Genomic DNA, 22038 nt, shown 5'->3' with positions numbered 1-22038 from the left:
CAGCACACCCACCACAGCGCAGGCCGCCGTACGACGTATCAACATCTCGCTCCCCCTCCCGCACTCCCCAGTGCAGATATTGAGAGAGATGCCGCAAGTGCTCGAAAAGTTGTTACGGGTTGACGATCTGGTCGCCGACCAGGGCGAGGGTCTGGATGGCGGCGAGGCCGTAGAGGGCTGTGGTGTTGGTGGAGACCCACTTGGCGGACTGGGTTGGGTTGAGGGTCGTGGTGACGTCCTCGGCGGTCCACGGGAGGTTGGGGGCGTAGCCGTCGCCGGTGTAGAAGTCCTTCCAGGCTCGGGCGGCCAGGTCGTCCCGGTTGAGGCGGACAGCGGCGTACGCCGTGAGTCGGGCATGGCCCTGCCGCAGGATGAGGTTGCCGAAGTACGCCCCGCACTCTTCTGTCTGCTCGGCGCGGGTGCCGTTGAACAGACGGCAGTACTGCAGCCACGCGGCCTCGAATGCGGGCATCTCCACCAGGTCGATCAGCTCGGCGCAGATCTCCACCTCGCCGAACATGGCGCTCAGATGGGACACGCTGACGATCTTCTCGGCCACAGGTGCGAAGCGTCCGGTGTCGAGGTCGTAGAGCCCGCTACCGGTGACGAACCCGTTCGGCATCGCCCCGATCGTTTCCATCGTCCCGAGCAGCTTGGCCTTCGCCACGGCCGCCTTAGGTCCTTGCCGTTCCCACTCGGTCAGCCAGGCAGCAGCCAGACCGCTCCAGTCCGTGCCGAGGCCGATGGACAGCGCGTGCGGGTCAGGTGTGTACGGCTCGGTCCTGATCTTCCGCAGCGGGTCCAGCACCAGGAACGTCTTGTCCGAGTCGACCAGCTCCGACAGGAGGTCGCCAGTACGCTCGTCAGCCGTCAGGTAGTAGTAGAACCGCCGGTACGCCGCCGTACTGATCCGCTGCTGTTTCGCACTGTCCGCCCAGTGCTGTACGCCGTGCCGCGTACCCAGGCCGGCCCACTGGCCCAGGTGGTAGACGTCGACCTCACCGGTGTGCCGCGTCATCGCCTCCGCGAACCGGAAGATGTCGGCACGCCCTGACCGCAGGAACGCGTACCAGAGCCACAGGTCCGGTGACAGCTCCGAGTTGTCCCACGCGTACCCGCCGACGTCGTACCGCCACACCAGCCGGTCCTCGTCGAACGTGTGCATGATGTCGCCGTAGTCCCAGAACCCGTACCAGTGCCGCGACTCGACCTGTCCGCGGTAGTAGTCGAACAGGAAGTCCAGGTGGTCCTCGATCGCCTTCTTGGCCGGCACGGACCGGTCCACCGGGGTGAACAGCCCACCGAAGACCCGGGAGCTCACCAGCTGATCCACCGGGTTGATGAGCTGCGGCGGCGTCCGCACCTGGTCGGCCAGGTCACCCAGCCGTGCAGCCGAGGGGGTCGCCTCCAGCGCCCAGAACGTCAGCTCGGACGTCCGCGCGATGCCGTACGGCGTACCGAACGCGGGCTCGTAGTCCTCATAGGTGATGTTGAGGCCCTCGAGCTGCTCCGGATAGGTGTCCTGGCCCATGCCGTCGTGGTAGAACCGCGTGTCCATCGCACCCGCCTCCGGCGACCACAGCCACACGGTCACCTCGGCTTCCTCGGTCGCAGCGTTCCGGACGTCCAGCTGCGTCGGGTGCCGCTGCCAGAAATCCCTGAGCCCGAAGGCGAATCCGCCACTCACGCCACCGACGTACCCGAGCCCGGAGGCGCGTTTGCCCTGATCGACCGAGACCCAGCCGTACCCCTTCTTGGTCCGCTTCTTCACGGTGAAACCGTCCGCGGTCAACTGGCTCAGCGAGTAGTCACCCCACTCGGGGATGTACTGCAGCCGCGTCGTCACCCGCTGGTCCCAGGTCGCGGGATCGGGCAGCTTCGTCCCGGCGATCTGCGCGGCCCGGACGACGGCGCCCGGGTCCCGGCGCAGGCCGGTGATGCCCTTGACCGCCTCGGACACCATCCCGTGCCCCTCGCCGACGAACCGCACATGCCGGTCGTACGCCGCGTCGCGCATCGGCACCGAGAAGCGCACACCGAGGCCCGCGATGTAGTCCTTCTGCCCGTCGCGGTCGTAGACGAACGTGTGCACCACCCGCACGTTCTCCGCACCGGCGACGAAGTACAGCCGGACCGAGAACGGCAACCAGGTCAGGCCCTTGCGCGACTTGTGTCGGCCCTCCACCTTCACCACCGCCCGGACCGGTCCGGCCTGCTCGACAGTGACCTTCTGGATGTCGCTCTCGTACCGGTCCCGGACGGCGCCGCCGGTCTCGTCCTCGGCGATCTTGTCCTGCTTCAGGTTCACGAGCACGCCCTTGTGGGCGATCAGGACGTCACCACGCCAGATCTGGCTGACCACCTCCGGCCCGCTCTTGCGGATGCGGGTCCGGATCACGCCGGTGTCGACGTCGACGTACAGCTTCTCGTTCTTGACCGTGACGGGACGCGCGGGCGCGGTCGCCGTACCCGGGCCGAGCGTGTACGACTCAGCGGGTGCGTCCACCGCGATCGCGTGCGCACTCCACTTGAGCGAGCCGTCCGGCCAGTAGGCGGTCGGCCAGCTCTGCAGCGGTACGTCGGTTCCGTCCGCGGATTTCAGCGCGAACGACTGGTTCGCTGGTACGGCGCCCTTCGGCCAGGGCGTACCCCAGGTGGTGACAGCCGCCGTGGTGGGCTTGCCTTCGAGCCAGGTGAGCTTCACTTCCTGCACCTCCGCGGCAGTTGCAGGTTGGATGTTGTCCAGCAGGGAGACCGCGGGCACTGCGGCCATACCTGCTAGGACTGTGCGTCTTGAGACCTCCATGCCGTTCCACCTCTGTCATTCCGGTGTTCGGGGATCAGGGACAGGTTCTGGATCGCTGCCAGCGCGTACTGCGACGCGCCGTTGGTGCTGATGAACGCGGCCTCGTCGACCGGCATCAGCGCGCCGTCGACGGGAGTGGTCTTCCACTCGGCGTTGTCCACCAAGAAGTTCCGCCAGGCCAACCGGGCCAGCTCCTGGTCGCCGGTGCGTGCTGCGGCGTACGCGGCCAGCCGGCTGTGGGCCAGCTCCTGCGAGATGCCCTGCAGCGGCTGACCGAGCTCAGCGGCCTGCTCCTCGGGTGAGAGCAGGTACAGCCGGCAGTAGTCGAGCCAGGCCTTCTCGAACCCCGGTACGTCGAGGTCCAGGTCGATGAGCTCGGAACAGATCTCGGGCAACCCGAAGAGCGAGGACAGGTGGGAGACGGCGATGCCTCGCCTGCTGGTGTCGAAACGGCCGGTGGCTACGTCCAGCCGTGCGTTGCCGGTCAGGAAGCCGTAGTGCAGTGCAGCGATATCGGACATCGTGCCCAGCAGCCGCGCTCGCGCCCGCTCGTCTCCGTGGCGCTCCCACCGTGTGAGCCACGCAGCGGCGAGGGCACCCCAGTCCACGCCCAGCTCGATGGACAGCGCGTGCGGGTCAGGGGAGTAGACGTCCGGTCGTACCTTGCGCTGTGGGTCTGTGCCGAGGAAGGTCTCCTCGATGGTCGCCAGCTCGTCCATCAGGTCACCTGTCCGCTCGTCCGCGGTCAGGTAGTAGTAGAAGCGCCGGTAGATCGCACTGGAGATCCGCACCTGCTTGCAGCTGCAGCCCCAGTGCTGCACGTTGTGCCGCGACCCCAGGCCCTTGAAGCGGCCCAGGTGATGTACGTCGACCTCTCCGGTGTGCCGTGTCATCGACTCGGCGAAGCGGAACACGTCGGCCCGCCCGGTCCGCAGGTACTGGTACCAGAGCCACAGGTCGGGGGAGAGCTCCGAGTTGTCCCAGGCGAACCCGCCCACGTCGTACCGCCACGTGTGCCGGTCGCGGTCGTACGTGTGCATGACGTCGCCGTAGTCCCAGAACCCGTACCAGCGGCGTTGCTCCCGTTGACCGACGTAGTACTGGAAGAGGAAGTTCAGCCGGGCTTCGATGTCCTGGTGGTCCGCGGTGGGCAGACTCCAGGTGCCGAACACACCTGCCTCCAGCAAACGCGCTGGAGAGACCGTGAGCAGTCCAGGCGAGTTGAGCAGCGCTACGTGTTCCGACAGCTCCTCGGCCGCCGGGGTGGTGCTGTGGACGCGCAGGCTGAGCTCATGGGTACGGGCGACACCGTGCGCGTTGCCGAAGCCGGGCTCGTAGTCCTCGTACGTGATCTCGAGTCCTTCGAGCTGTTCTTCGTACGTGTCCTGGTCCATGCCGTCGTGCCAGTAGCGCACGTCCATGGCCGGTGCGCTGGGCGACCACATCCACACTGTTGCCGTGGCCACGTCGGTGGCTGCGTTGCGGATGTCCAGCCGGGTCGGGTGCAGTTTCCAGAAGTCACGAAGGCCGAAGCCCAGTCCGCCGCTGACGCCACCGACGTACCCGTAGCCGGGCGCCCTGGTGCCTGACGGGATGGTGATCCACCCCTGTCCCGCGCCAGTGCGTTTCCGCAGCGTGAAGCCGTCCGCGCTGGTCTGGTCGAGGGTGTAGTCGTCCCACTGCGGGATGAGGTGCAGGCGGTCGGCCACCTCCGGGTTCGGGATCTCCTCGACAGCACCGCCGGCGACCTGGGTACGTCGTACCTCTTCACCCGGATCGCGCCGTAGACCGGTCAGACCGCGCACTGCCTCGGTCAGGAACCCGGAGGGACCCGCGAGTCGGACGTGGCGGTTATGAGGCTCATCGCGCATCACCACGTCCGCGCTGAGCCCCAGACCGGCCAGGAAGTCCCGGTCCGGATCACCGTCCCAGACGAAGCTGTGCACGATCCGTACGTCGGTAGCGCCCGCGTAGAAGTACAGCCTGATGGAGAACGGCAGCCAGTCGCCGTGCTTGCCTTCGAGCCGGACGACGGCGCGCACCGGACCGTCCTGCTCGACAATGAGATTGTCAACAATCGCCGTCGTCTGCACCCGCGTCGCGCCCAGGTCGTCGTCCGGAGCGTTCTGCCGCAAGCTCACCAGCCGGACATCCCGAACGACTTCCTGACCGTCGTAGGAGATGGAACTGATCAGGTGCGGACCGCGCAGGATCCAGGTGACAGCGCCGGTCGACACCCGGATCTCCTGCCCGGTCCGCTCGACCCGCACAGGCTGATCAGGCGTGGTGGGTTCACCGACGACCAGCTCGTACGACGACTCGGGCCGCTCGGACGGCCCGATCGCGTGCGCGGACCACTTCACCGAACCGTCCGGCCACGTCGCGGTCGTCCAGCTCTGCACCGGCGTACCGTCGGCCAACGCGAACTCGGTGCCCTCGGCAACCGTGCCGCGAGCCCACGGGACACCCCAGGAAACCCCTTGTCGACAAGGCGTCTCCAGCCATTGCAACGTAGTCATTCCTTCACCGATCCGATCAGGACGCCCTTCGCGAAGTGCTTCTGCAGGAACGGGTAGAAGAACAGGATCGGCAGGGTCGCGACCACGACGACCGCGAACTTCAGGCCCTGCTCGGGGAACGTCACCGTCTCCAGTTGCTGCAGCACGTTCGCCGAGTCCGCGTTCGCCGCGGTCAGCTGGCGGACGATCATCTGCAGCGTCCACTTCTTGCTGTCGTCGATGTAGAGCAAAGGCGACATGTAGTCGTTCCAGATCCCGACCGCGTAGAACAGCGAGAACGTCGCGATGATCGGCTTCGACAACGGCAGCACGATCCGCAGGAACACGTTCAGCTCGTTGCACCCGTCGATCCGGGCCGCCTCCTCGAGCGCCTCCGGCAACTCCTGGAAGAAACTCTTCACCACGATCAGGTAGAACGGGTTGATCGCCAGCGGCAGGACCAGTGCCCAGTAGCTGTCCAGCAACCCCAGATCCCGTACGACGAGGTACGTCGGGATCATGCCGCCGCTGAACACCAGCGTGAAGATCACCAGGTTCAGCACCAGCGCCCGCCCGGGCAGGAACTTCTTCGCCAGGGGATAGGCCATGGTCAGCGTCAGCAGCAGCTGGATCACCGTGCCGACCGCGGTCACGCCGACCGTGGTCAGCAACGCCCGGACGAACGTGTCGGTGGAGAAGATGTAGTGGTACGTGTCGGTGACGAACTTGTGCGGCCACAGGAAGAACGGCCGCGAGCTGATCTCGGACTCGGTCGCGAACGATCCGGCGAGCACGTAGAGCAGCGGAAGTACCGTGACGACGGCCAGGCCGGTCAGGAACACGATGTTCAGCACGTCGAAGGCACGGCTGCCGACGGAGTCGTAGTACCGCACTCGTTGTTTCATTCCGCCTCCTCAGAACAGGCCGCGCTGTCCGAGCCGCTTGGCCAGGAAGTTGGAGCCGAAGATCAGCACGACGCCGACGAGGCCCTTGAACAGGCCGACCGCGGTCGCGTAGCTGAACGAGCCCTGGGTGATGCCGATGTAGTAGACGAACGTGTCGAACACGTCCGCGACATCACGGTTCAGCGACGTCGTCATCAGCCAGATCTGCTCGAAGCCGGAGTCCATCAGATGCCCGGACGTCAGGATCGCCATCACCACGATCGTCGGCCGGATCGCCGGCAACGTGATGTGCCAGAACTGCCGCCACCGGCCGGCGCCGTCCACGCGAGCGGCCTCGTACAGCTGCGAGTCCACGCCTGCCAGCGCCGCCAGATAGATGATCGTGCCCCAGCCGGTCTGTTTCCACAGCAGTTGCAGCACGATCAGCGGCCGGAACCAGTCTGCCTGCGCCACGTAGTCGGTCTTCTGCCCGCCGACGAGACCGTGGATCCAGTTCGCGATCACGCCGAAGTCCACCGAGAACAGCAGATAGGTGAGCGAGGCAACGATCGTCCACGACAGGAAGTGCGGAATGTAGACCAGTGACTGCACGGACCGCTTCAGGACGTTGACGCGGAGCTCGTTCAGCAGCAACGCGACGACGATCGGCGCCGGGAACACGAAGAGGATTGTCAACAATGCGAGCAGCAGCGTGTTGAACAGCAGCCGGCCGAAGTCGGGCCCGGTGAACAGCTCCTGGAAGTGCTTCAGCCCCACCCACTCGCTCCCCGAGTAGCCGAGGAACGGTACGTAGTCCTTGAACGCGATGGTCAGCCCGTACATCGGGAGGTACTTGAACACCACGAAGTACGCGAGACCGGGCAGCAGCAACAGGTACAGCCAGCGGTAGCGCCAGAAGTTCGGCGTACGGCGTTTGCGCCTTGGAGTGGACGCCGGCCGCGGGGAGCCCGCGGCCGGCTGCGCCACCTCGGGGACGAGGTCAGTGGCCATCGATCAGCCGCCGGCCTTCGCGGACAGGTCGTTGATCTCCTTGGCGATGTCCGTGCCGCCGCTGTCGTACCAGCGCTTGATCTGCGCCTTCAGCTGGTCCTCGGTGATCGCACCGGACAGGTACTTGATCCGCGCGTCCGGGACGATCGTGTCGATGGTCTGGCCCTTCGCCACCGCGGTCGGGGCGACGAAGCCGAGCGCCGGGTTGAAGACCGCGGTCTTCAGGTCCTCGTTCATCAGCACGTCGAACTTCTCCCGCATCTTGCGGCTGGCCTCGTCCGCCGGCCGCAGCTGGTAGGCGCCGGTGCCGACGCTGGCCCGGGTCCCGAGCTGGATGAACGCCTTGTCCACGTCGTTCTGGATCGCCTTGACCTTCGGGTCCTCCTGGTTGATCGGTACGGCGTACTCGCCTTCGACCTTGAAGTTGCGGCCCTCGATCCCGTTGGTGAGCAGGATCGAGCCCTCCTTGGACTCGAGCTTGTCCAGCGTCTTCAGCACGTCGTCGAGCTGCTCGTCGGTCCGGATGTGTTGCTTGGAGATCGCGAGAACGTCGTTGTAGCCGGTGAAGGGGTAGGAGTGCTTCTCGCCGTCCGGGCCGGTCAGGTTGCCGACCAGGGTGACCTTGTCGAAGTCCTTCGGGTTCTTCTCCTTGAACAGGTCGAGCAATTGGGTCGCCCGCACGTTCACGTCGATGATCATGCCGCCCTTGCCCTGCACGAACGGGTCGTTCCAGTTTGCGCTGTCGAGGGTGGCGAAGTCCGGGTTCACCAGGCCTTCCTTCACCCAGCCGCGCAGCCACTCGTTGGCCTTCAGGAACTCCGGGGTGTCGAAGCCCGGGACCAGCTTGCCGTCCCGCTCGCCCCAGCCGTTCGGTGCGCCGAACCAGGTCTCGATCACGTCGTACGGGCTGGCGCTGGCGTAGTTGCCGGGCCACTTCGGGATGATCAGGCCGTAGGTGTCCTTCTTGCCGTTGCCGTCCGGGTCCTTCTCGGCGAACGCCTTCGCGATCGCGTACAGGTCGTCCGTGGTCTTCGGCTCCTGCAGACCGAGCTTGGCCAGCCAGTCCTTGCGGATCACGATGCCGGAGCGCAGCAGCGGCCGGACCCGGTAGATGCCGTACGTCTTGCCGTTGGTCTGCGAGTTCTTCGCGGTCTGCTCGTTGGCCGGCTTCAGGTTGGGGTACTTGTCGAGCTTGCCGGTCAGGTCCCAGAACGCGCCTGCTTCGGCGGCCTTGACGAACGAGGGGCTCTTCTCGTTCACCGCCATCACGTCCGGGATGTTGTCCGAGGCGAGCGTGACGTTCGCCTTGTCGCCGTACTCCGCGTTCGGCACCCAGGTGATCTTGAGCTTCTTGCCGATCAGCTTCTCGACCGCCTGCTGGAGTTCGCCGTTCGGATCCGGCGCGGTGCCGAACAACTTGGTCATCACCGTGAGTTCGGTACTGGCGGCCTGGCCGCCTTTGTCGTCGCCGCCGCCGGAACAGGCGGAGGCGGCGAGCAAGGCCGTCGACAGCGCGGCGGCGACGGCGATGCGCCGTGGGGAGAAGATGGTCATTGGTTCCCTTTCAGGTGCAGGCGCGCCTCGTTCTCGGCGAAGAAGCGCAAGCAGAGCCAGGTGTCGAGCTGGATCCAGGCGCCGCCGGCCAGAACGAACCCGAAGACCGGGAACTTCACCGACACGAAGGCGATGGATACCGCGACGAACAGCAGGACCAGGGACGACGCCGGCCGCGCGAGCGCGACCAGCGATGCCTTGGGCAACAACATGCGGATCCCGAGGTCGTAGTGCACGGCCATCGGGAGCGCGTACGCCGCGATCAGCCCGAGCGCGACGAGCGCCGTGAGGCTGGCCAGGCGGGGGAGCGCGGCCCCGAGCGCGGCGAAGTACAGGTAGTTGCCGACGAGAACGACGGCGACCGCGACCAGGGGGAGTACGACGAGCGTGCCGCGGCGGAACTCCTGGCGGAACGCGGTACGGAAGGCAGGGAAGGCGTGAAACGATTCATCGGATGACCTGCGTCTGGCCAGGGAATAGGCCGCGAGCGTGGCCGGGCCGATACCCAGCGCAATCCCGCCGAGCAGCGTGAAGAGGATCCACAGGGCGTTCAACTTGATCACCCAAAGGACCTCGTCCGCAGCGTCGTACAGCCTGATGGCCCAGCCAGTGCCCATGCCGGTTCCTGCCTTGTTTCGGGGCGAAAAGTGTTGTGACCGTATGGTTGAATCGTCTCAATGTCAAGGCTTGGGAAAGCGTTTGTCGGAGACTGGTCACGGGGCTGCGCGAACGCGGGGGTCAGGACTGGGTGACGCGCAGGTTCGCGTATTCGCCGATCAGTGGCGCCATCTGGCGGAAGCCGAGCTTGCCGCCGGCGAGCGGGTGCCGGTCGTGATGGGTGAAGCTGACCAGGTCGTTGATCGCGAACGTGATCTCGCCGTTCTGGACGGTCAACCGGAGGTGGTACGGGCCGTCGGCGTCGGCGACGTCCGGGATCGGGTCGGCGCCCTGTGCGACCAGGTGGAATCCGTAGCTCTTGCGCAGGTTGCAGGTGTGGAAGGCGCGCTCGGCCGGCCAGCGTCTGCGGAAGTACGAGACGTGGTACGTGTCGAGGTCACCGTGGTGGTACTGCTCGTACGGCCCGGTGCGCGGCCGCAGCTCGAACAGATCCTCGCCGTGGCGGCCCCTGGCGTGGAAGAACAGGATGCACAGACCGGGTTCGCGGATCGGCCAGAAGTCCCACTCGATCGTCACGTCCGGCGGGAAGTCCTCCGGGCACCACAGCACGACGTTCGCGTCCTGGCCGTCCGCCGCGGGGCGCACGCTCTCCAGGCGCAGCCGCCCGAGCGGGAACGACGTCGCGCCGTCGCCCTCCAGCCGGAAGCCGTCGAGATCGGCGGACGATGCGAGCGGGTTCTCGTAGAGCACGTGCTCGTCGTGGGGCTGCATCAGCGGCGGCGCTGGAAGTCGCTGGACTCGCGGACGATCAGGTCCGGCTGGAAGATCACCTGACGATGCCGGTGCCGCTCGGCCGACTCGACCTCTTCCTGCAGCAGCTCCATCGCGGTTCGCCCGAGCAACTCGGCCGGCTGCCGCACGGACGACAACGGTACGGCGGCGGCGCGGGCGAAATCTATGTCGTCATACCCGACGATCGCCATGTCCCGCGGGACCCGCAGGCCGGCGACCGCCATCCCCTGCAGGAATCCGAGTGCCAGCAGGTCGTTGGCGAGGAACGCCGCGGTCGGACGCGAGCGCGCCGGCAGGGCGGCGAGCTGTTCACCGATCGCGCGACCTTCGACCACGCCCATCACTTCGACCTCGTGGTGCTGCAGGTCGACACCGTCCGCCTCCTCGACGACCGCGGTGATCCCGGCCTGGCGGTCCGCCACCTGCTGCATCGTGAACGGCCCGCCGATAAAGGCGATCCGGCGATGGCCCGACTCGATCAGGTGGTTCCCGGCGAGGCGTCCGCCGAGCTGGTCGTCGACCGACACCGAGCACAGCCCGCGGTCCGCCGTACGGTCGACCAGGACCACCGGCGTACCGCGGTCGACCAGTGCGGTGAGCCGCGGATCGGTGCTGTCGAACGGCGTGATCAGGATGCCCATCACGCGCTGCTGCTCGAGCTGGTCGAGGTGATGTCCCTCGCGCACCGGGTCGGTCTTGCTGTTGCAGAGCATCACCACGGTGTCGTGCTCGTACGCCAGCGCCTCGGCGCCTTCGGCCAGATCGGTGAAGAACGGGTTCGTCACGTCGAGCACCACCAGCCCGACGGTCCGGCTGCGCCCGGCGCGCAGATGCCGCGCCGCCTCGTTCCGCACGAACCCGAGCGCCTGAATGCTGTCCTGCACCCGCTGCCGCGTCTCCGGCGCCACAATCCCCGGCCGGTTCAAGAAGTTGCTGACAGTCCCCACCGAAACCCCGGCCCGTCGCGCAACCTCCTTGATGCTGGGCGTAGCCATCGTCCCCCGTCCAGCAGCCGTCCCGGTCACCAGCAGTCTAGTCAGCCCGAATTGAATCGTCTAAACGTCGGTCACCGAAACTCGTCCGGCGATGAAGGCCGCCGCGCCGATCGCCAGACCGATCGCGAACACGATGCGCAGCGTCGTCCGCAGGGACCTGACGAGCACATCGAAGACCGCGCCGGCCGTCGCCGCGCTGAGCGTTGCCGGGAGATGATCCAGGTAGACGCTCCGCCCGATCGCGAGTACGACGGCGAGCAGCACCATCGAGAGAGCGATCCCGAAGCCGGCGCCGGCCAAGGTACGCCGGCGCGCGGTCGCGACGTACAGGCCGAGAACGATCACCCCGGCGGCCGCGAACGGCAGGACAGCGCCGTACCGGTCCAGCAGGCGATAGCCGCCTTGAATCCGTTGAACCTCCTCCGCGGAGAACAGCACGAAGTTCTGCTGTACGTCAGGGATCCGCTGCGCGGCGCTGAATCCGCTCGAGACAAGGTTGTCCCTGACCGCCGCGACGAACGGGCCGATCTCGATGCTGACCGTGTCGTCATCCACCCGAACGGCTCCGCCCGCACCGCGCAGCGCGGCGACGAGCTGGTCGTGCGCGATGCGGTTGGCGCGACTCCACAACGTCTGGAACAGGTCGCTGCCGACGAACTCACCGACCTTGCCCCGGACGAAGCCGCGGACGCCGTTCGCGATCCGGTCGGACAGGTTGCCGACGATCACGTCGGTGAGCCGGTCCGCGACGGCGTTGCGTACACCGGCGTCGGCGGCCAGCGGCGCGACCGCCTCGACGTACCCGTCCGTGTCGGTCACCTGCGTGCGGGCCCATGCCCCGACGACGGCCACCGGTGCGAGCAGGCAGCCGATCGAGATCAGCACGATGGCCACCACGCGACGTACCGTCGAGCTGCTGGTCGGGTGTGGCTCCATGCGTGCCTCCGGATGGTCAATCGGAGGATGACCGGTCGGAGCGGCGGTTTCATCCTCCAGATCGGGTGAGCAGCGGGCGCCTGCCGGAGTCCTACGCTCAGGAGACCCCTCAGAAAGGTGTCACCATGACCGCGGATCAGGGACAGCCGATCGTCTTTCGTCAGGTGCGGGTGCTGGACGTGCGACAGGGCCGCGTCGGCGATCCGGTGCAGGTCGAGGTCCGGGACGGGATCATCAGCAAGATCTCGCCGGAGGGGGAGATCCCGGCCGGTGCGCGCGTCGTGGCCGGTGAGGGGCAGATCCTCATGCCGGGACTGATCGACGCGCACTGGCACTCGATTCTGGCAGCGGTGCCGTTGGCAACGGCTCTGATGGGCGACGTCGGCTACTTGCACATCCTCGCGGCCGCAGCCGCCCGGGACACGCTGCTGCGCGGCTTCACCTCGGTCCGGGATGCCGGCGGTCCGTCGTTCGGGCTCAAGCAGGCGATCGACGCCGGGGTCGTGCTCGGGCCGCGGATCTTCCCGTCCGGCGCGATGATCTCGCAGACCGGCGGCCATGGTGACTTCCGGACCCGCAACGAGATCCCGCGCGGCCGGACCGGGCATCTCAGTCATGGCGAGCTGGTCGGCGCGGTGCGCATCGCCGATGGTGTGGACGCGGTGTTCGAGGCGGCCCGCGAGCAGCTCATGCTCGGCGCATCGCAGCTCAAGGTGATGGCCGGCGGTGGGGTCGCGTCGTCGTACGACCCGCTGGACGTCACGCAGTACACCGAGGCGGAGCTCCGTGCGGCCGTCGAGGCGGCGGAGAACTGGGGTACGTACGTGATGGTCCATGCGTACACGCCGCGCGCGGTCCAGCAGGCGATCCGGGCCGGGGTCAAGTGCATCGAGCACGGCCAGCTGCTCGACGACGAGACGGCCGCGCTGATGGCGGAGAACGGCGTGTGGTGGTCGCTGCAGCCGTTCCTGGACGACGAGGACGCGCCGCCCGTTCCGCCGGGGAGCCAGGGGAAGTTCGAGCAGATGGTGACCGGCACCGAGACGGCGTTCGCGCTGGCGAGCAAGCACGAGGTCCGGCTCGCCTGGGGGACCGACACTCTGTTCGATCCGGGCCTGGCGGCGAAGCAGGGCAAGCAGCTCGCGAAGACGACCCGCTGGTTCTCACCGGCCGAGGTGCTGACCATGGCCACGGTCACCAACGCCGAACTGCTGTCCCTGTCGGGCCCGCGCAACCCGTACCCGGGTGTGCTGGGCGTGGTCGAGGAAGGCGCCCTGGCCGACCTGGTCCTGGTCAACGGCAACCCCCTCGACGACATCCAGCTGCTGGCGACCCCGGACACCGCGTTCGCACTGATCATGAAGCAGGGCGCCATCGTCAAGGACACCTCTTCACGGCAGATGTGACTCGTGGGTAACATGGCCGGATGGCGAGTCAGGTGCTGGGGTTGTGGGAGCGATTGCGGTCTGTGCCGGGTGGGGAGCGGGTGTTTTCGTGGGGGTTCACCCGGAAGGCGCCGTACTTTCGGTCGGTGCGGCCCCGGTTCGTGCAGGTGAGTCCTAACTTCGCGGCGCTGACCTTGCCCAAGCGGCGCGCGGTGCTGAACCACATCGGGACCGTGCATGCGATTGCTGTGTGCAACGGTCTCGAGGCGGCTATGGGGGCGCTGGCGGAGGCGACCGTGCCGGCCGGGAAGCGGTGGCTGCCGAAGGGCATGGAGGTCGCGTACCTGGCCAAGTCGACCTCCGACCTGACCTGTACGGCGGAGACCGACCCGGACACCTGGACCGCGGGACCGGACGTCCCCGTGAAGGTGAAGGCGACCCGCAACGACGGCACGGTGGTCGTCGAGGGCACCATCCACCTGTGGGTAACTGACAAGCAATAAGCCCGCCGTACGACGTAAGGTCGCGGCGTGACTGAGTTGCGGGTGGTGGAGGTTGCCGAGGAGCACTTGGACTCGGTGTGGGAGGTGCGGACGCGGTCGTTCGGGATGGGTGGTGACCGCGACGAGTGGAAGAAGACCGCACGGTCGTTCATCGTCGACGGGCGGTACCTCGGCGTCGTCGACGGTGACGAGTTGGTCGCGGCGGCGCGGATCTGGCCGCATGAGCAGTGGTGGGGCGGGCGCCGGGTGCCGATGGGCGGTGTGGCCGGCGTTGTCGTCGCACCGGAGTACCGCGGTCGCGGGGTCGGCAGCCTGTTGATGCGCGCCGTACTGAACCTGTGCGCGGAGAAGGGCTATCCGCTGACGGCGCTGTATCCGGCGACCACCGTGCTGTACCGGCATCTCGGGTACGAGTTCGCGGGCAGCCGACACCTCTACACGTTCGAGGCCGCCGACCTGCGGACCCTGGGCGGCACCAGCAGAGGCAACGGTACGGCGGTGCGCAAGGCGGGCCGCGATGACGCGGACCTGTTCCTGGAGCTCGCGTCCAAGGCGAACGAGACACGACGCTCGAACGGTCCGCTGATCTGGCCGCGCACCGAGGTCGAGTCCTGGCTGGAGGACGAGAGCAACTTCGCGTACGTCGCCGAGGACGGCTTCGTCGTCTACAAGTGGCAGGACGGTAATCTCGCCGTCGAGGAGCTCATCGCCGAGTCGGAGGAGACCGCCCGCGCGCTGTGGGCGACCGTCGGCTCCGGGGCGTCGATCGCAAAGACGGTGGAGGCGTGCTGCCCGCCGTTCGATCCGATCCATCTGATGGTGGAGCACGAGGCGCTCGGCAAGTCGTGGCAGAACCGGTGGATGCTCCGCCTCGTGGACGCTCCGGCGGCCCTTGCGGGACGAGGCTTTCCGGACGGCGCGGTACTCGAGGCCGACCTGCGGATCGACGACCCCGAGCTGCCCGCCAACACCGGCGACTGGCACCTCTCGATCAGCAACGGATCAGCCTCCCTCACCGCAAAGGAGCCGTCGGACGACGCACTCCGGGTCGGTCCGCGGGGACTGGCCGCGCTATACGCCGGTACGCCGCTGGCCACCCTCCGCGGAGCCGGACTGGTCACCGGGGGAGCGGCCGTCGCGGACTCGGCGTTCGACGCGGTCTTCGGCGGGCCCGCGGCGTACATGCTCGACGACTTCTGAGTCCCGGCGCGCCGATTTCCAAAGGCACATCACCGAAGACTAGGGTTGTCGAACAAACGTTCGGAGGTGTTCATGCGGGTTCTCGGCGTCGACCCGGGTCTGACCCGGTGCGGCCTCGGCGTCGTCGAGGGGACACCGGGGAAGCCGCCGGCGCTGGTCGCCGTCGGGGTGATCCGGACGCCGGCCGACCTGGACGTCTCGAAGCGGCTCGTGCTGATCGAGGAAGAGCTCGACGAGTGGATCGCCCGGCACCAGCCGGACGCGGTCGCGGTCGAGCGGGTGTTCGCGCAGCACAACGTCCGGACGGTGATGGGTACGGCGCAGGCCTCGGGGGTCGCGATGGTCGTCGCCGCCCGGCGTGGGCTGCCGGTCGCCCTGCACACGCCCAGCGAGGTGAAGGCCGCGGTCACCGGATCCGGCCGCGCGGACAAGGAGCAGGTGACCACGATGGTCACCCGGATCCTCAAGCTGAGCGAGCGTCCGACGCCCGCGGACGCCGCGGACGCGCTGGCCCTGGCCATCTGCCAGGTGTGGCGCGGCGGGGTGGCCAACAAGCTGCAGCAGGCCGCGAGCAGCCGGGCGAACGTGGAGGCCTTGGCGCAGGCACAATCGCGGTTGCAGGTGGCGAGATTGCGGGCTGCGGTGGCGGCCCAGCAGGGCAAGCGGTGAGCACGGAAACAGGAGGTTGGCGATGATCGCCTTTGTGCGGGGACCGGTGGCGGCCATCGGGCTGGACAGCGCCGTGGTCGAGGTCGGCGGGATCGGCCTGCAGGTGTACTGCGACCCGGGCACGCTGGCCGGTCTGCGCCCGGGACAGGAGGCGCGGATCGCCACGTCGATGGTGGTTCGTGAGGACTCGCTGACGCTGTACGGGTTCGCCGACGACGACGCGAAGAACCTGTTCGAGCTGCTGCAGACCGCGTCCGGCGTCGGGCCGAAGCTCGCTCAGGCCGCGCTCGCGGTGCTGAGCCCGGACCAGCTGCGGCAGGCGGTCGCGACCGAGGATCTCGCCGTACTGGTGAAGGTTCCCGGCATCGGTAAGAAGGGTGCGCAGCGGATCGTGCTCGAGCTGAAGGACAAGATCGGCGCGCCGTCCAGGACGGTGACAGGCCGGCCGCTGCAGGCGCAGGAGGCCTGGCGCGACCAGGTGCAGGCCGGGCTGGTCGGTCTCGGCTGGTCCGCCCGCGATGCCGAGGACGCGGTCACCGCGGTCTCGCCGCTGGCCGCCGACAACCCGAACCCGTCCGTTCCCGACCTGCTGCGCGCCGCGCTGCGCGTGCTCTCCAAGGCGTAACGCATGGAAGACAACGTCAGACCCCTGGTCTCCGCGGACGCGGTCGATCTCGAGGAACGCAAGATCGAGTCCGCGCTCCGCCCCCGCACGTTGGCCGAGTTCGGCGGTCAAAGAAGGGTCAGCGAGCAGCTCGAGCTGGTCCTGCACGCGGCGCGCGGCCGCAACCGTACGCCGGACCACGTCCTGCTGTCCGGCCCGCCCGGCCTCGGCAAGACCACGCTCGCGATGATCATCGCCAGCGAGATGGCCGCTCCGCTGCGGGTGACCAGCGGTCCGGCGATCCAGCACGCCGGCGACCTGGCCGCGATCCTGTCCGGGCTGAGCGAGGGCGAAGTCCTGTTCCTGGACGAGATCCACCGGATGTCGCGGCCCGCGGAAGAGCTGCTGTACATGGCGATGGAGGACTTCCGCGTCGACGTGATCGTCGGCAAGGGACCGGGGGCGACCGCGATCCCGCTCGAGATCCCGCCGTTCACCCTGGTCGGCGCGACCACGCGGGCCGGTCTGCTGCCCGGGCCGCTGCGTGACCGGTTCGGGTTCACCGGCCACCTGGAGTTCTACGAGGCCGCCGAGCTGGAGAAGATCGTGAACCGGTCGGCCGCGCTGCTCGAGGTCGACATCACCCCGGAAGGCGCGACCGAGATCGCGTCCCGTTCCCGCGGTACGCCGCGGATCGCGAACCGGCTGCTCCGCCGGGTCCGCGACTACGCCGAGGTTCGCGCCGACGGCATCATCACGCTCGCGCTGTCGAAGGCCGCCCTCGACCTCTACGAGGTGGACAAGATGGGCCTGGACCGGCTGGACCGGTCGGTTCTGGACGCGTTGTGCCGCCGATTCGGAGGCGGGCCGGTCGGTCTTTCCACACTGGCGGTTGCGGTCGGCGAGGAACGTGAGACCGTGGAGGAAGTGGCCGAACCGTTCCTGGTCCGGTCGGGCTACCTGGCCCGTACGCCGCGTGGTCGCGTCGCCACGCCCGCGGCCTGGCGGCACATCGGGCTCAAGGTCCCGAAGGGCGCGACGTTCGCGGACACGCTCTTCGACACCGATGAGGACTGAGAGGATGTCTGAGAACCCTGCGCCTACTGCGCGGCACTCGGCACGGCACCTCGCCGCACGGGTGCAAAGGCCACGATGCTCCGCATCGAGACCTTCGCCCCCGCACGCCGATGCACCGCACCGAGCACCTGCTCGCGACGGCGCAGGGCTCTCAGACATCCTCTGAAAGGAGTTCAACCGCAACTGAACACGACGACCGCCGGGGGAACCTCCGCCGGTGCCGGAACGTAGACACTGCGTAGCGAGCAGTAGTGAGTAACGCAAACGTGACCCGGCGTCATGCGGTAGTTGTTGACGCGCGGCGTTAGACTCCCCGGTGGTCTGACCTCCCGGTCTTCCACCGCGACCTGCGCATTCGCGCGGTGCACGCATTACAACCGAGCCGACGAAGGATTCTGAGACCCGATGCAACTCCTCGCCGTACCGATGGCCTCCTCCGGGGGTGGCGGCATCACGCTGCTGCTGCCGCTGATCCTGATCGTCGGAATGATCTGGTTCATGAGCCGCTCCCAGCGTAAGCAGCGTGAGCGGCAGGCACAGACCGTCGCCGCGCTCGTGCCCGGCACCAAGGTGATCACCACCAGCGGTCTGGTCGGCATCGTCGAGGAGACCGACGACGAGTACGTGACGCTCGAGATCTCCGAAGGCGTACTGGTCCAGGTCGTCAAGGCCGCGATCGGCCGGGTGATCCCGGAAGAGGACGCGAGCGCCGACGAGGCCGAGTCCGCCGAGAGCACCGAGGTCACCGAGACCGCTGAGGCCACAACCGCGACCGCTTCGGCCGACGAGACCGCCGACGCCGGCAAGGCGGACGACGACGCGGCGAAGGTCGACGTACCGGATGCGGGCAAGGCCGGTGACAAGGCCGACGGCAAGGTCCAGGACACGCCGAAGCTGCCGCCGACGCACACCGAGAACTGATTTTTCCGTCCCAACAACGGCCTGCGGCGCGGCGTTCGGCGTCCACCTGACGGTGCGGCGCGCCCAGAAGTACAAAGGTTGAAACTGACGTGGCAACGACTTCGACATCCCGCCCCGGGCGGAGCCTGATCGGCTTGCTGGTGGTCGTGGTTCTGCTGTTCGGGATCATGGCGCTGACCAAGACCTGGACGCCCAAGCTCGGGCTGGACCTGCGGGGCGGTACGACCATCACGCTGACCGCCAGCACCATCGACGGCAGCGGCAAGGTCACCGCCGACCAGCTGAACGAGGCCAAGAACATCATCGGCCAGCGGGTCAACGGTGCGGGTGTCGCCGAGTCGGAGATCACGACCTCCGGGGCGAACCACATCAACGTGGCTGTCCCGGGCGCGACGAAGGAATCGCTGGTGTCGCAGGTCGGTCAGACCGCGCTGCTGTACTTCCGGATCGTGTACGGCACGGACGCCGCCGTACCGCAGGCCACTCCGACGCCGACCCCGTCGACGACGCCGAAGCCGAGCACGACGCCCAAGGCCACGACGACGCCGAAGCCGTCCGCCACGATCAAGCCGAGCGGTACGCCCAGCGCCACGCCCAAGGGCCGGGCCTGGTCGAGCGCTCTCGGCGGTGCGACGCCGACGCCGACGCCGACGAAGGCGGCCACGACGCCGAAGCCCAGCGCCACGCCGACCGCGACTCCGTCCACGCCGGCCGCCGGGAGCGACCCGCTGACCTACACGCCGGATGCCGCGACGCAGGCCGCGTTCGCGACGTTCAAGTGCGGGGACAAGCAGGTCGACGACCCGAACAAGCCGATCTTCTCCTGCGACCGCGCGGGCACGTACAAGTACCTGCTCGGTCCCGCGATTCTGAAGGGCACCGACCTCTCGGACGCCAACGCCGGTATCCCGCAGAACGGCCTGCAGTGGCAGGTCGACCTCAAGTTCACCGGTGAGGGCGGCGAGAAGTTCCTCAAGGCGACCACGGCGATCTCGCAGCGCGGCCAGGGCCAGAACCTGTTCGCGATCGTGCTCGACGGCGAAACCATCTCGTCCCCGAGCGTGGACAGTCCGATCCCGGGCGGGCAGGCGCAGATCACCGGCTCGTTCACCGAGGCCGAGGCCCGTGACCTGGCGAACGTGCTGAAGTACGGCGCGCTGCCGGTGAAGTTCGACATCTCCTCGGTCGAGACCGTGTCGCCGCAGCTCGGCGGCGACCAGCTCTCCGCCGGTATCTGGGCCGGTCTCGCCGGCCTGGCGCTGGTCGTCGTGTTCTGCTTCCTGTACTACCGCGGTCTCGGTCTCGTGGTGGTGTTCTCGCTCGCCGCCGCCGGCCTGCTCACCGGAGCGCTGGTGATCCTGCTCGGCAAGGCGATCGGGTTCACGCTGACGCTGGCCGGTATCGCCGGTCTGATCGTGGCCGTCGGTATCACCGCGGACTCGTTCATCATCTACTTCGAACGACTGCGGGACGAGGTCCGTGAGGGCCGCAGTCTGCGCTCCTCGGTGGAGACCGGCTGGGCCCGCGCCAAGCACACGATCATCGCCGCCGACTCGATCTCGCTGCTCGCCGCGCTGGTGCTGTACGTGCTGGCGATCGGCAGCGTGAAGGGCTTCGCGTTCACGCTCGGCCTGACCACGCTGATCGACCTGGTCGTGGTGTTCCTGTTCACCAAGCCGCTGGTCACGTTGCTGGCCCGGACCGACTTCTTCGGTCACGGGCACAAGCTGTCCGGACTGGATCCGGAGCATCTGGGCGTCGAACGGCTGCCCGGACAGACGAAACCGTCGGCCCGGCCGCGGAAGACGCCGTCGACGCGCAAGCCGGTCGGAGGGGAGGTCTGATGTCGAAGCTCGGACAGATCGGTGCCAAGCTGCACCGCGGTGATATCTCCTACGACTTCATCGGCCACCGCAAGTTCTGGTTCAGCCTCTCGGCGGTCCTGGTCATCATCTCGCTGGCCGGCCTGTTCGTCCGCGGCCTGGCGCTCGGGATCGAGTTCAAGGGCGGCGTCGAGTACGAGGCCAAGGTCAAGGTCACCGACAGCACCGTCCAGGACTTCGGCGACGCCGTGAAGGCGACCAACGCCAAGGACCTCGGCGACCCGGTCGTCACCACGATCAACAACGAGAAGGTCCGGGTCCAGACCAAGCCGCTCGCCCAGGCAGACATCGGCACCGTGCGCGCGGCGATCGCCAAGGAGGCCGGTATCCCGGCCGAGCAGGTCACCTCGCAGCAGATCGGCGCCTCCTGGGGCCAGCAGATCGCGAACAAGGCGATCATGGCGCTGATCGTGTTCCTGGTCCTGGTGTTCGGGGTGATCTGGATCTATTTCCGGGAACCCAAGGCCTCGATGGCGGCGATCATCGCGCTGGTCCACGACGTCACGATCACGGTCGGCCTGTACGCGCTGATCGGCTTCGACGTCACGCCGGCCACGGTGATCGGCGTACTGACGATCCTCGGTTACTCGCTGTACGACACCGTGGTCGTCTTCGACAAGGTCCGGGAGAACACCCGCGGCATCACCGGGTCGAACCGCTACACCTACTCGGACGCGACCAACCTGGCCGTCAACCAGACCGTGGTCCGGTCGATCAACACCACGGTCACCGCGCTGCTGCCGATCGGCGCGATCCTGGTCGTCGGCACGGTGGTACTCGGCACCGGCCCGCTGAAGGACCTCTCGCTGGCGTTGTTCGTCGGTGTTGCGATCGGTGCGTACTCGTCGATCTTCATCGCGCCCGCGCTGCTCGCGGTCTTCAAGGAGCGCGAGCCGGGTATGCAGGCGCTGAACAAGCGGGTGTCCGCGAAGAAGGCGCAGCTCGCCGCCGCTGCCGCCGCTCCGGTGGGCGTGGCCACGGCCGGCGCCCCGGCGGGTGCTGCGGCGCGTTCCGCCGTACAGGATTCGACGCGGCAGGACACGCCGCGGAAGGCGGACCGGGCGACCGGGACGGCTCCGACGCCGTCGTCGCGGCCGATGAAGGCAGCGGCCGCGGGGCGTCCGCAGCCGACCCGCAAGCCGCGGTCGAAGCGCGGTAAGTGATGCGGTCGCTCGAGCAGGTCCTCGCGGACGGTATCCGCGACATTCCGGACTACCCGCAGGCGGGGGTGGTGTTCAAGGACATCACCCCGCTGCTGGCCGATCACACCGGCTTCGGCCAGGTTGTGGAGGCGCTGGCGGCCGTCGGGAAGGACGACGACGGCCGGCCGGTCGTCGACAAGGTGGTCGGGATCGAGGCGCGCGGGTTCATCCTGGCGGCCCCGGTCGCGCTCGCGCTCGGCGCCGGGTTCGTGCCGGTGCGGAAAAAGGGCAAGCTGCCGGCGGCGACGTACGAGGAGTCGTACGCGCTGGAGTACGGCGAGGCGACGATCGAGGTGCACCAGGACGCGTTCGCGCCCGGTGACCGCGTCCTCGTCATCGACGACGTCCTGGCCACCGGCGGTACGGTCGAGGCGTGCCTGCGGCTGATCCGGCGCTGTGGCGCCGAGGTCCTCGGTACGGCGGTGTTGCTGGAGCTGTCGTTCCTCCCGGGCCGCAAGCGTCTCGACGGCGAGGCCGTCAGCGCCCTCGTCACGGTCTGA

The 22038-nt window shown here is 67.9% G+C and carries 19 protein-coding genes; 10 read left to right on the top strand and 9 right to left on the bottom strand.

Annotated features, from left to right (window positions below; genetic code table 11):
- Positions 1-112: 112 nt before the first annotated feature.
- From E0H92_RS40055 to E0H92_RS40015, 9 genes are all read right to left on the bottom strand, one after another.
- Complete coding sequence (locus E0H92_RS40055) at positions 113-2806, bottom strand: exo-rhamnogalacturonan lyase family protein (protein WP_131499971.1); 2694 nt, start codon at positions 2804-2806, stop codon at positions 113-115.
- On the bottom strand, positions 2779-5325 hold the full coding sequence (locus E0H92_RS40050) for an exo-rhamnogalacturonan lyase family protein (RefSeq protein ID WP_131499970.1): 2547 nt from the start codon (positions 5323-5325) through the stop codon (positions 2779-2781). Before E0H92_RS40050 ends, E0H92_RS40055 begins: the two co-directional genes overlap by 28 nt.
- Positions 5322-6209 (bottom strand): carbohydrate ABC transporter permease, encoded by an 888-nt coding sequence (locus E0H92_RS40045; RefSeq protein WP_131463197.1) that lies wholly within the window; start codon positions 6207-6209, stop codon positions 5322-5324. Before E0H92_RS40045 ends, E0H92_RS40050 begins: the two co-directional genes overlap by 4 nt.
- A gap of 9 nt (positions 6210-6218) precedes the next feature.
- Positions 6219-7199: an ABC transporter permease gene (locus E0H92_RS40040; RefSeq protein WP_131499969.1), complete on the bottom strand. Its 981-nt coding sequence runs from the start codon at positions 7197-7199 to the stop codon at positions 6219-6221.
- 3 nt (positions 7200-7202) lie between these two features.
- Positions 7203-8753, bottom strand: a complete 1551-nt coding sequence (locus E0H92_RS40035) for an extracellular solute-binding protein (RefSeq protein WP_131463199.1) — start codon at positions 8751-8753, stop codon at positions 7203-7205.
- Entirely contained in the window at positions 8750-9370 is a 621-nt protein-coding gene (locus E0H92_RS40030) for a YesL family protein (protein ID WP_131463200.1), read from the bottom strand. The genes E0H92_RS40035 and E0H92_RS40030 overlap by 4 nt, the downstream gene beginning before the upstream one ends.
- A 121-nt stretch (positions 9371-9491) precedes the next feature.
- Positions 9492-10142, bottom strand: coding sequence for a DUF1961 family protein (locus E0H92_RS40025; RefSeq protein WP_131499968.1), 651 nt, complete (start codon positions 10140-10142; stop codon positions 9492-9494).
- Entirely contained in the window at positions 10142-11158 is a 1017-nt protein-coding gene (locus tag E0H92_RS40020) for a LacI family DNA-binding transcriptional regulator (protein WP_131499967.1), read from the bottom strand. The genes E0H92_RS40025 and E0H92_RS40020 overlap by 1 nt, the downstream gene beginning before the upstream one ends.
- Positions 11159-11218: 60 nt before the next feature.
- On the bottom strand, positions 11219-12094 hold the full coding sequence (locus tag E0H92_RS40015; protein ID WP_131499966.1) for a hypothetical protein: 876 nt from the start codon (positions 12092-12094) through the stop codon (positions 11219-11221).
- 125 nt (positions 12095-12219) lie between these two features.
- On the opposite strand from E0H92_RS40015, the gene E0H92_RS40010 reads away from it, so the two are divergent.
- From E0H92_RS40010 to E0H92_RS39960, 10 genes are all read left to right on the top strand, one after another.
- Entirely contained in the window at positions 12220-13500 is a 1281-nt protein-coding gene (locus tag E0H92_RS40010; protein ID WP_131499965.1) for a metal-dependent hydrolase family protein, read from the top strand.
- Positions 13501-13520: 20 nt separating this feature from the next.
- Positions 13521-13982, top strand: a complete 462-nt coding sequence (locus E0H92_RS40005; RefSeq protein WP_131463205.1) for a hotdog fold domain-containing protein — start codon at positions 13521-13523, stop codon at positions 13980-13982.
- 27 nt (positions 13983-14009) lie between these two features.
- A complete protein-coding gene (locus tag E0H92_RS40000; protein ID WP_238152826.1) occupies positions 14010-15182 on the top strand; it encodes a GNAT family N-acetyltransferase in 1173 nt (390 codons plus the stop codon).
- Between the two features lie 72 nt (positions 15183-15254).
- Entirely contained in the window at positions 15255-15851 is a 597-nt protein-coding gene (gene ruvC, locus E0H92_RS39995) for a crossover junction endodeoxyribonuclease RuvC (protein ID WP_131463206.1), read from the top strand.
- Between the two features lie 22 nt (positions 15852-15873).
- Positions 15874-16476 (top strand): Holliday junction branch migration protein RuvA, encoded by a 603-nt coding sequence (gene ruvA / locus E0H92_RS39990; RefSeq protein WP_131339481.1) that lies wholly within the window; start codon positions 15874-15876, stop codon positions 16474-16476.
- A gap of 3 nt (positions 16477-16479) precedes the next feature.
- On the top strand, positions 16480-17532 hold the full coding sequence (gene ruvB / locus E0H92_RS39985; RefSeq protein WP_131463207.1) for a Holliday junction branch migration DNA helicase RuvB: 1053 nt from the start codon (positions 16480-16482) through the stop codon (positions 17530-17532).
- Positions 17533-17937: 405 nt separating this feature from the next.
- Positions 17938-18453 (top strand): preprotein translocase subunit YajC, encoded by a 516-nt coding sequence (yajC, locus tag E0H92_RS39975; protein WP_131463208.1) that lies wholly within the window; start codon positions 17938-17940, stop codon positions 18451-18453.
- Positions 18454-18542: 89 nt separating this feature from the next.
- On the top strand, positions 18543-20297 hold the full coding sequence (secD, locus tag E0H92_RS39970) for a protein translocase subunit SecD (protein ID WP_238152827.1): 1755 nt from the start codon (positions 18543-18545) through the stop codon (positions 20295-20297).
- A complete protein-coding gene (gene secF, locus E0H92_RS39965) occupies positions 20297-21499 on the top strand; it encodes a protein translocase subunit SecF (protein ID WP_131499964.1) in 1203 nt (400 codons plus the stop codon). Before secD ends, secF begins: the two co-directional genes overlap by 1 nt.
- A complete protein-coding gene (locus E0H92_RS39960; RefSeq protein ID WP_131499963.1) occupies positions 21499-22038 on the top strand; it encodes an adenine phosphoribosyltransferase in 540 nt (179 codons plus the stop codon). Before secF ends, E0H92_RS39960 begins: the two co-directional genes overlap by 1 nt.

This window comes from Kribbella speibonae, assembly GCF_004331375.1.
GTDB lineage: Bacteria > Actinomycetota > Actinomycetes > Propionibacteriales > Kribbellaceae > Kribbella > Kribbella sindirgiensis.
This window is presented reverse-complemented; position numbering and strand designations above follow the sequence as displayed.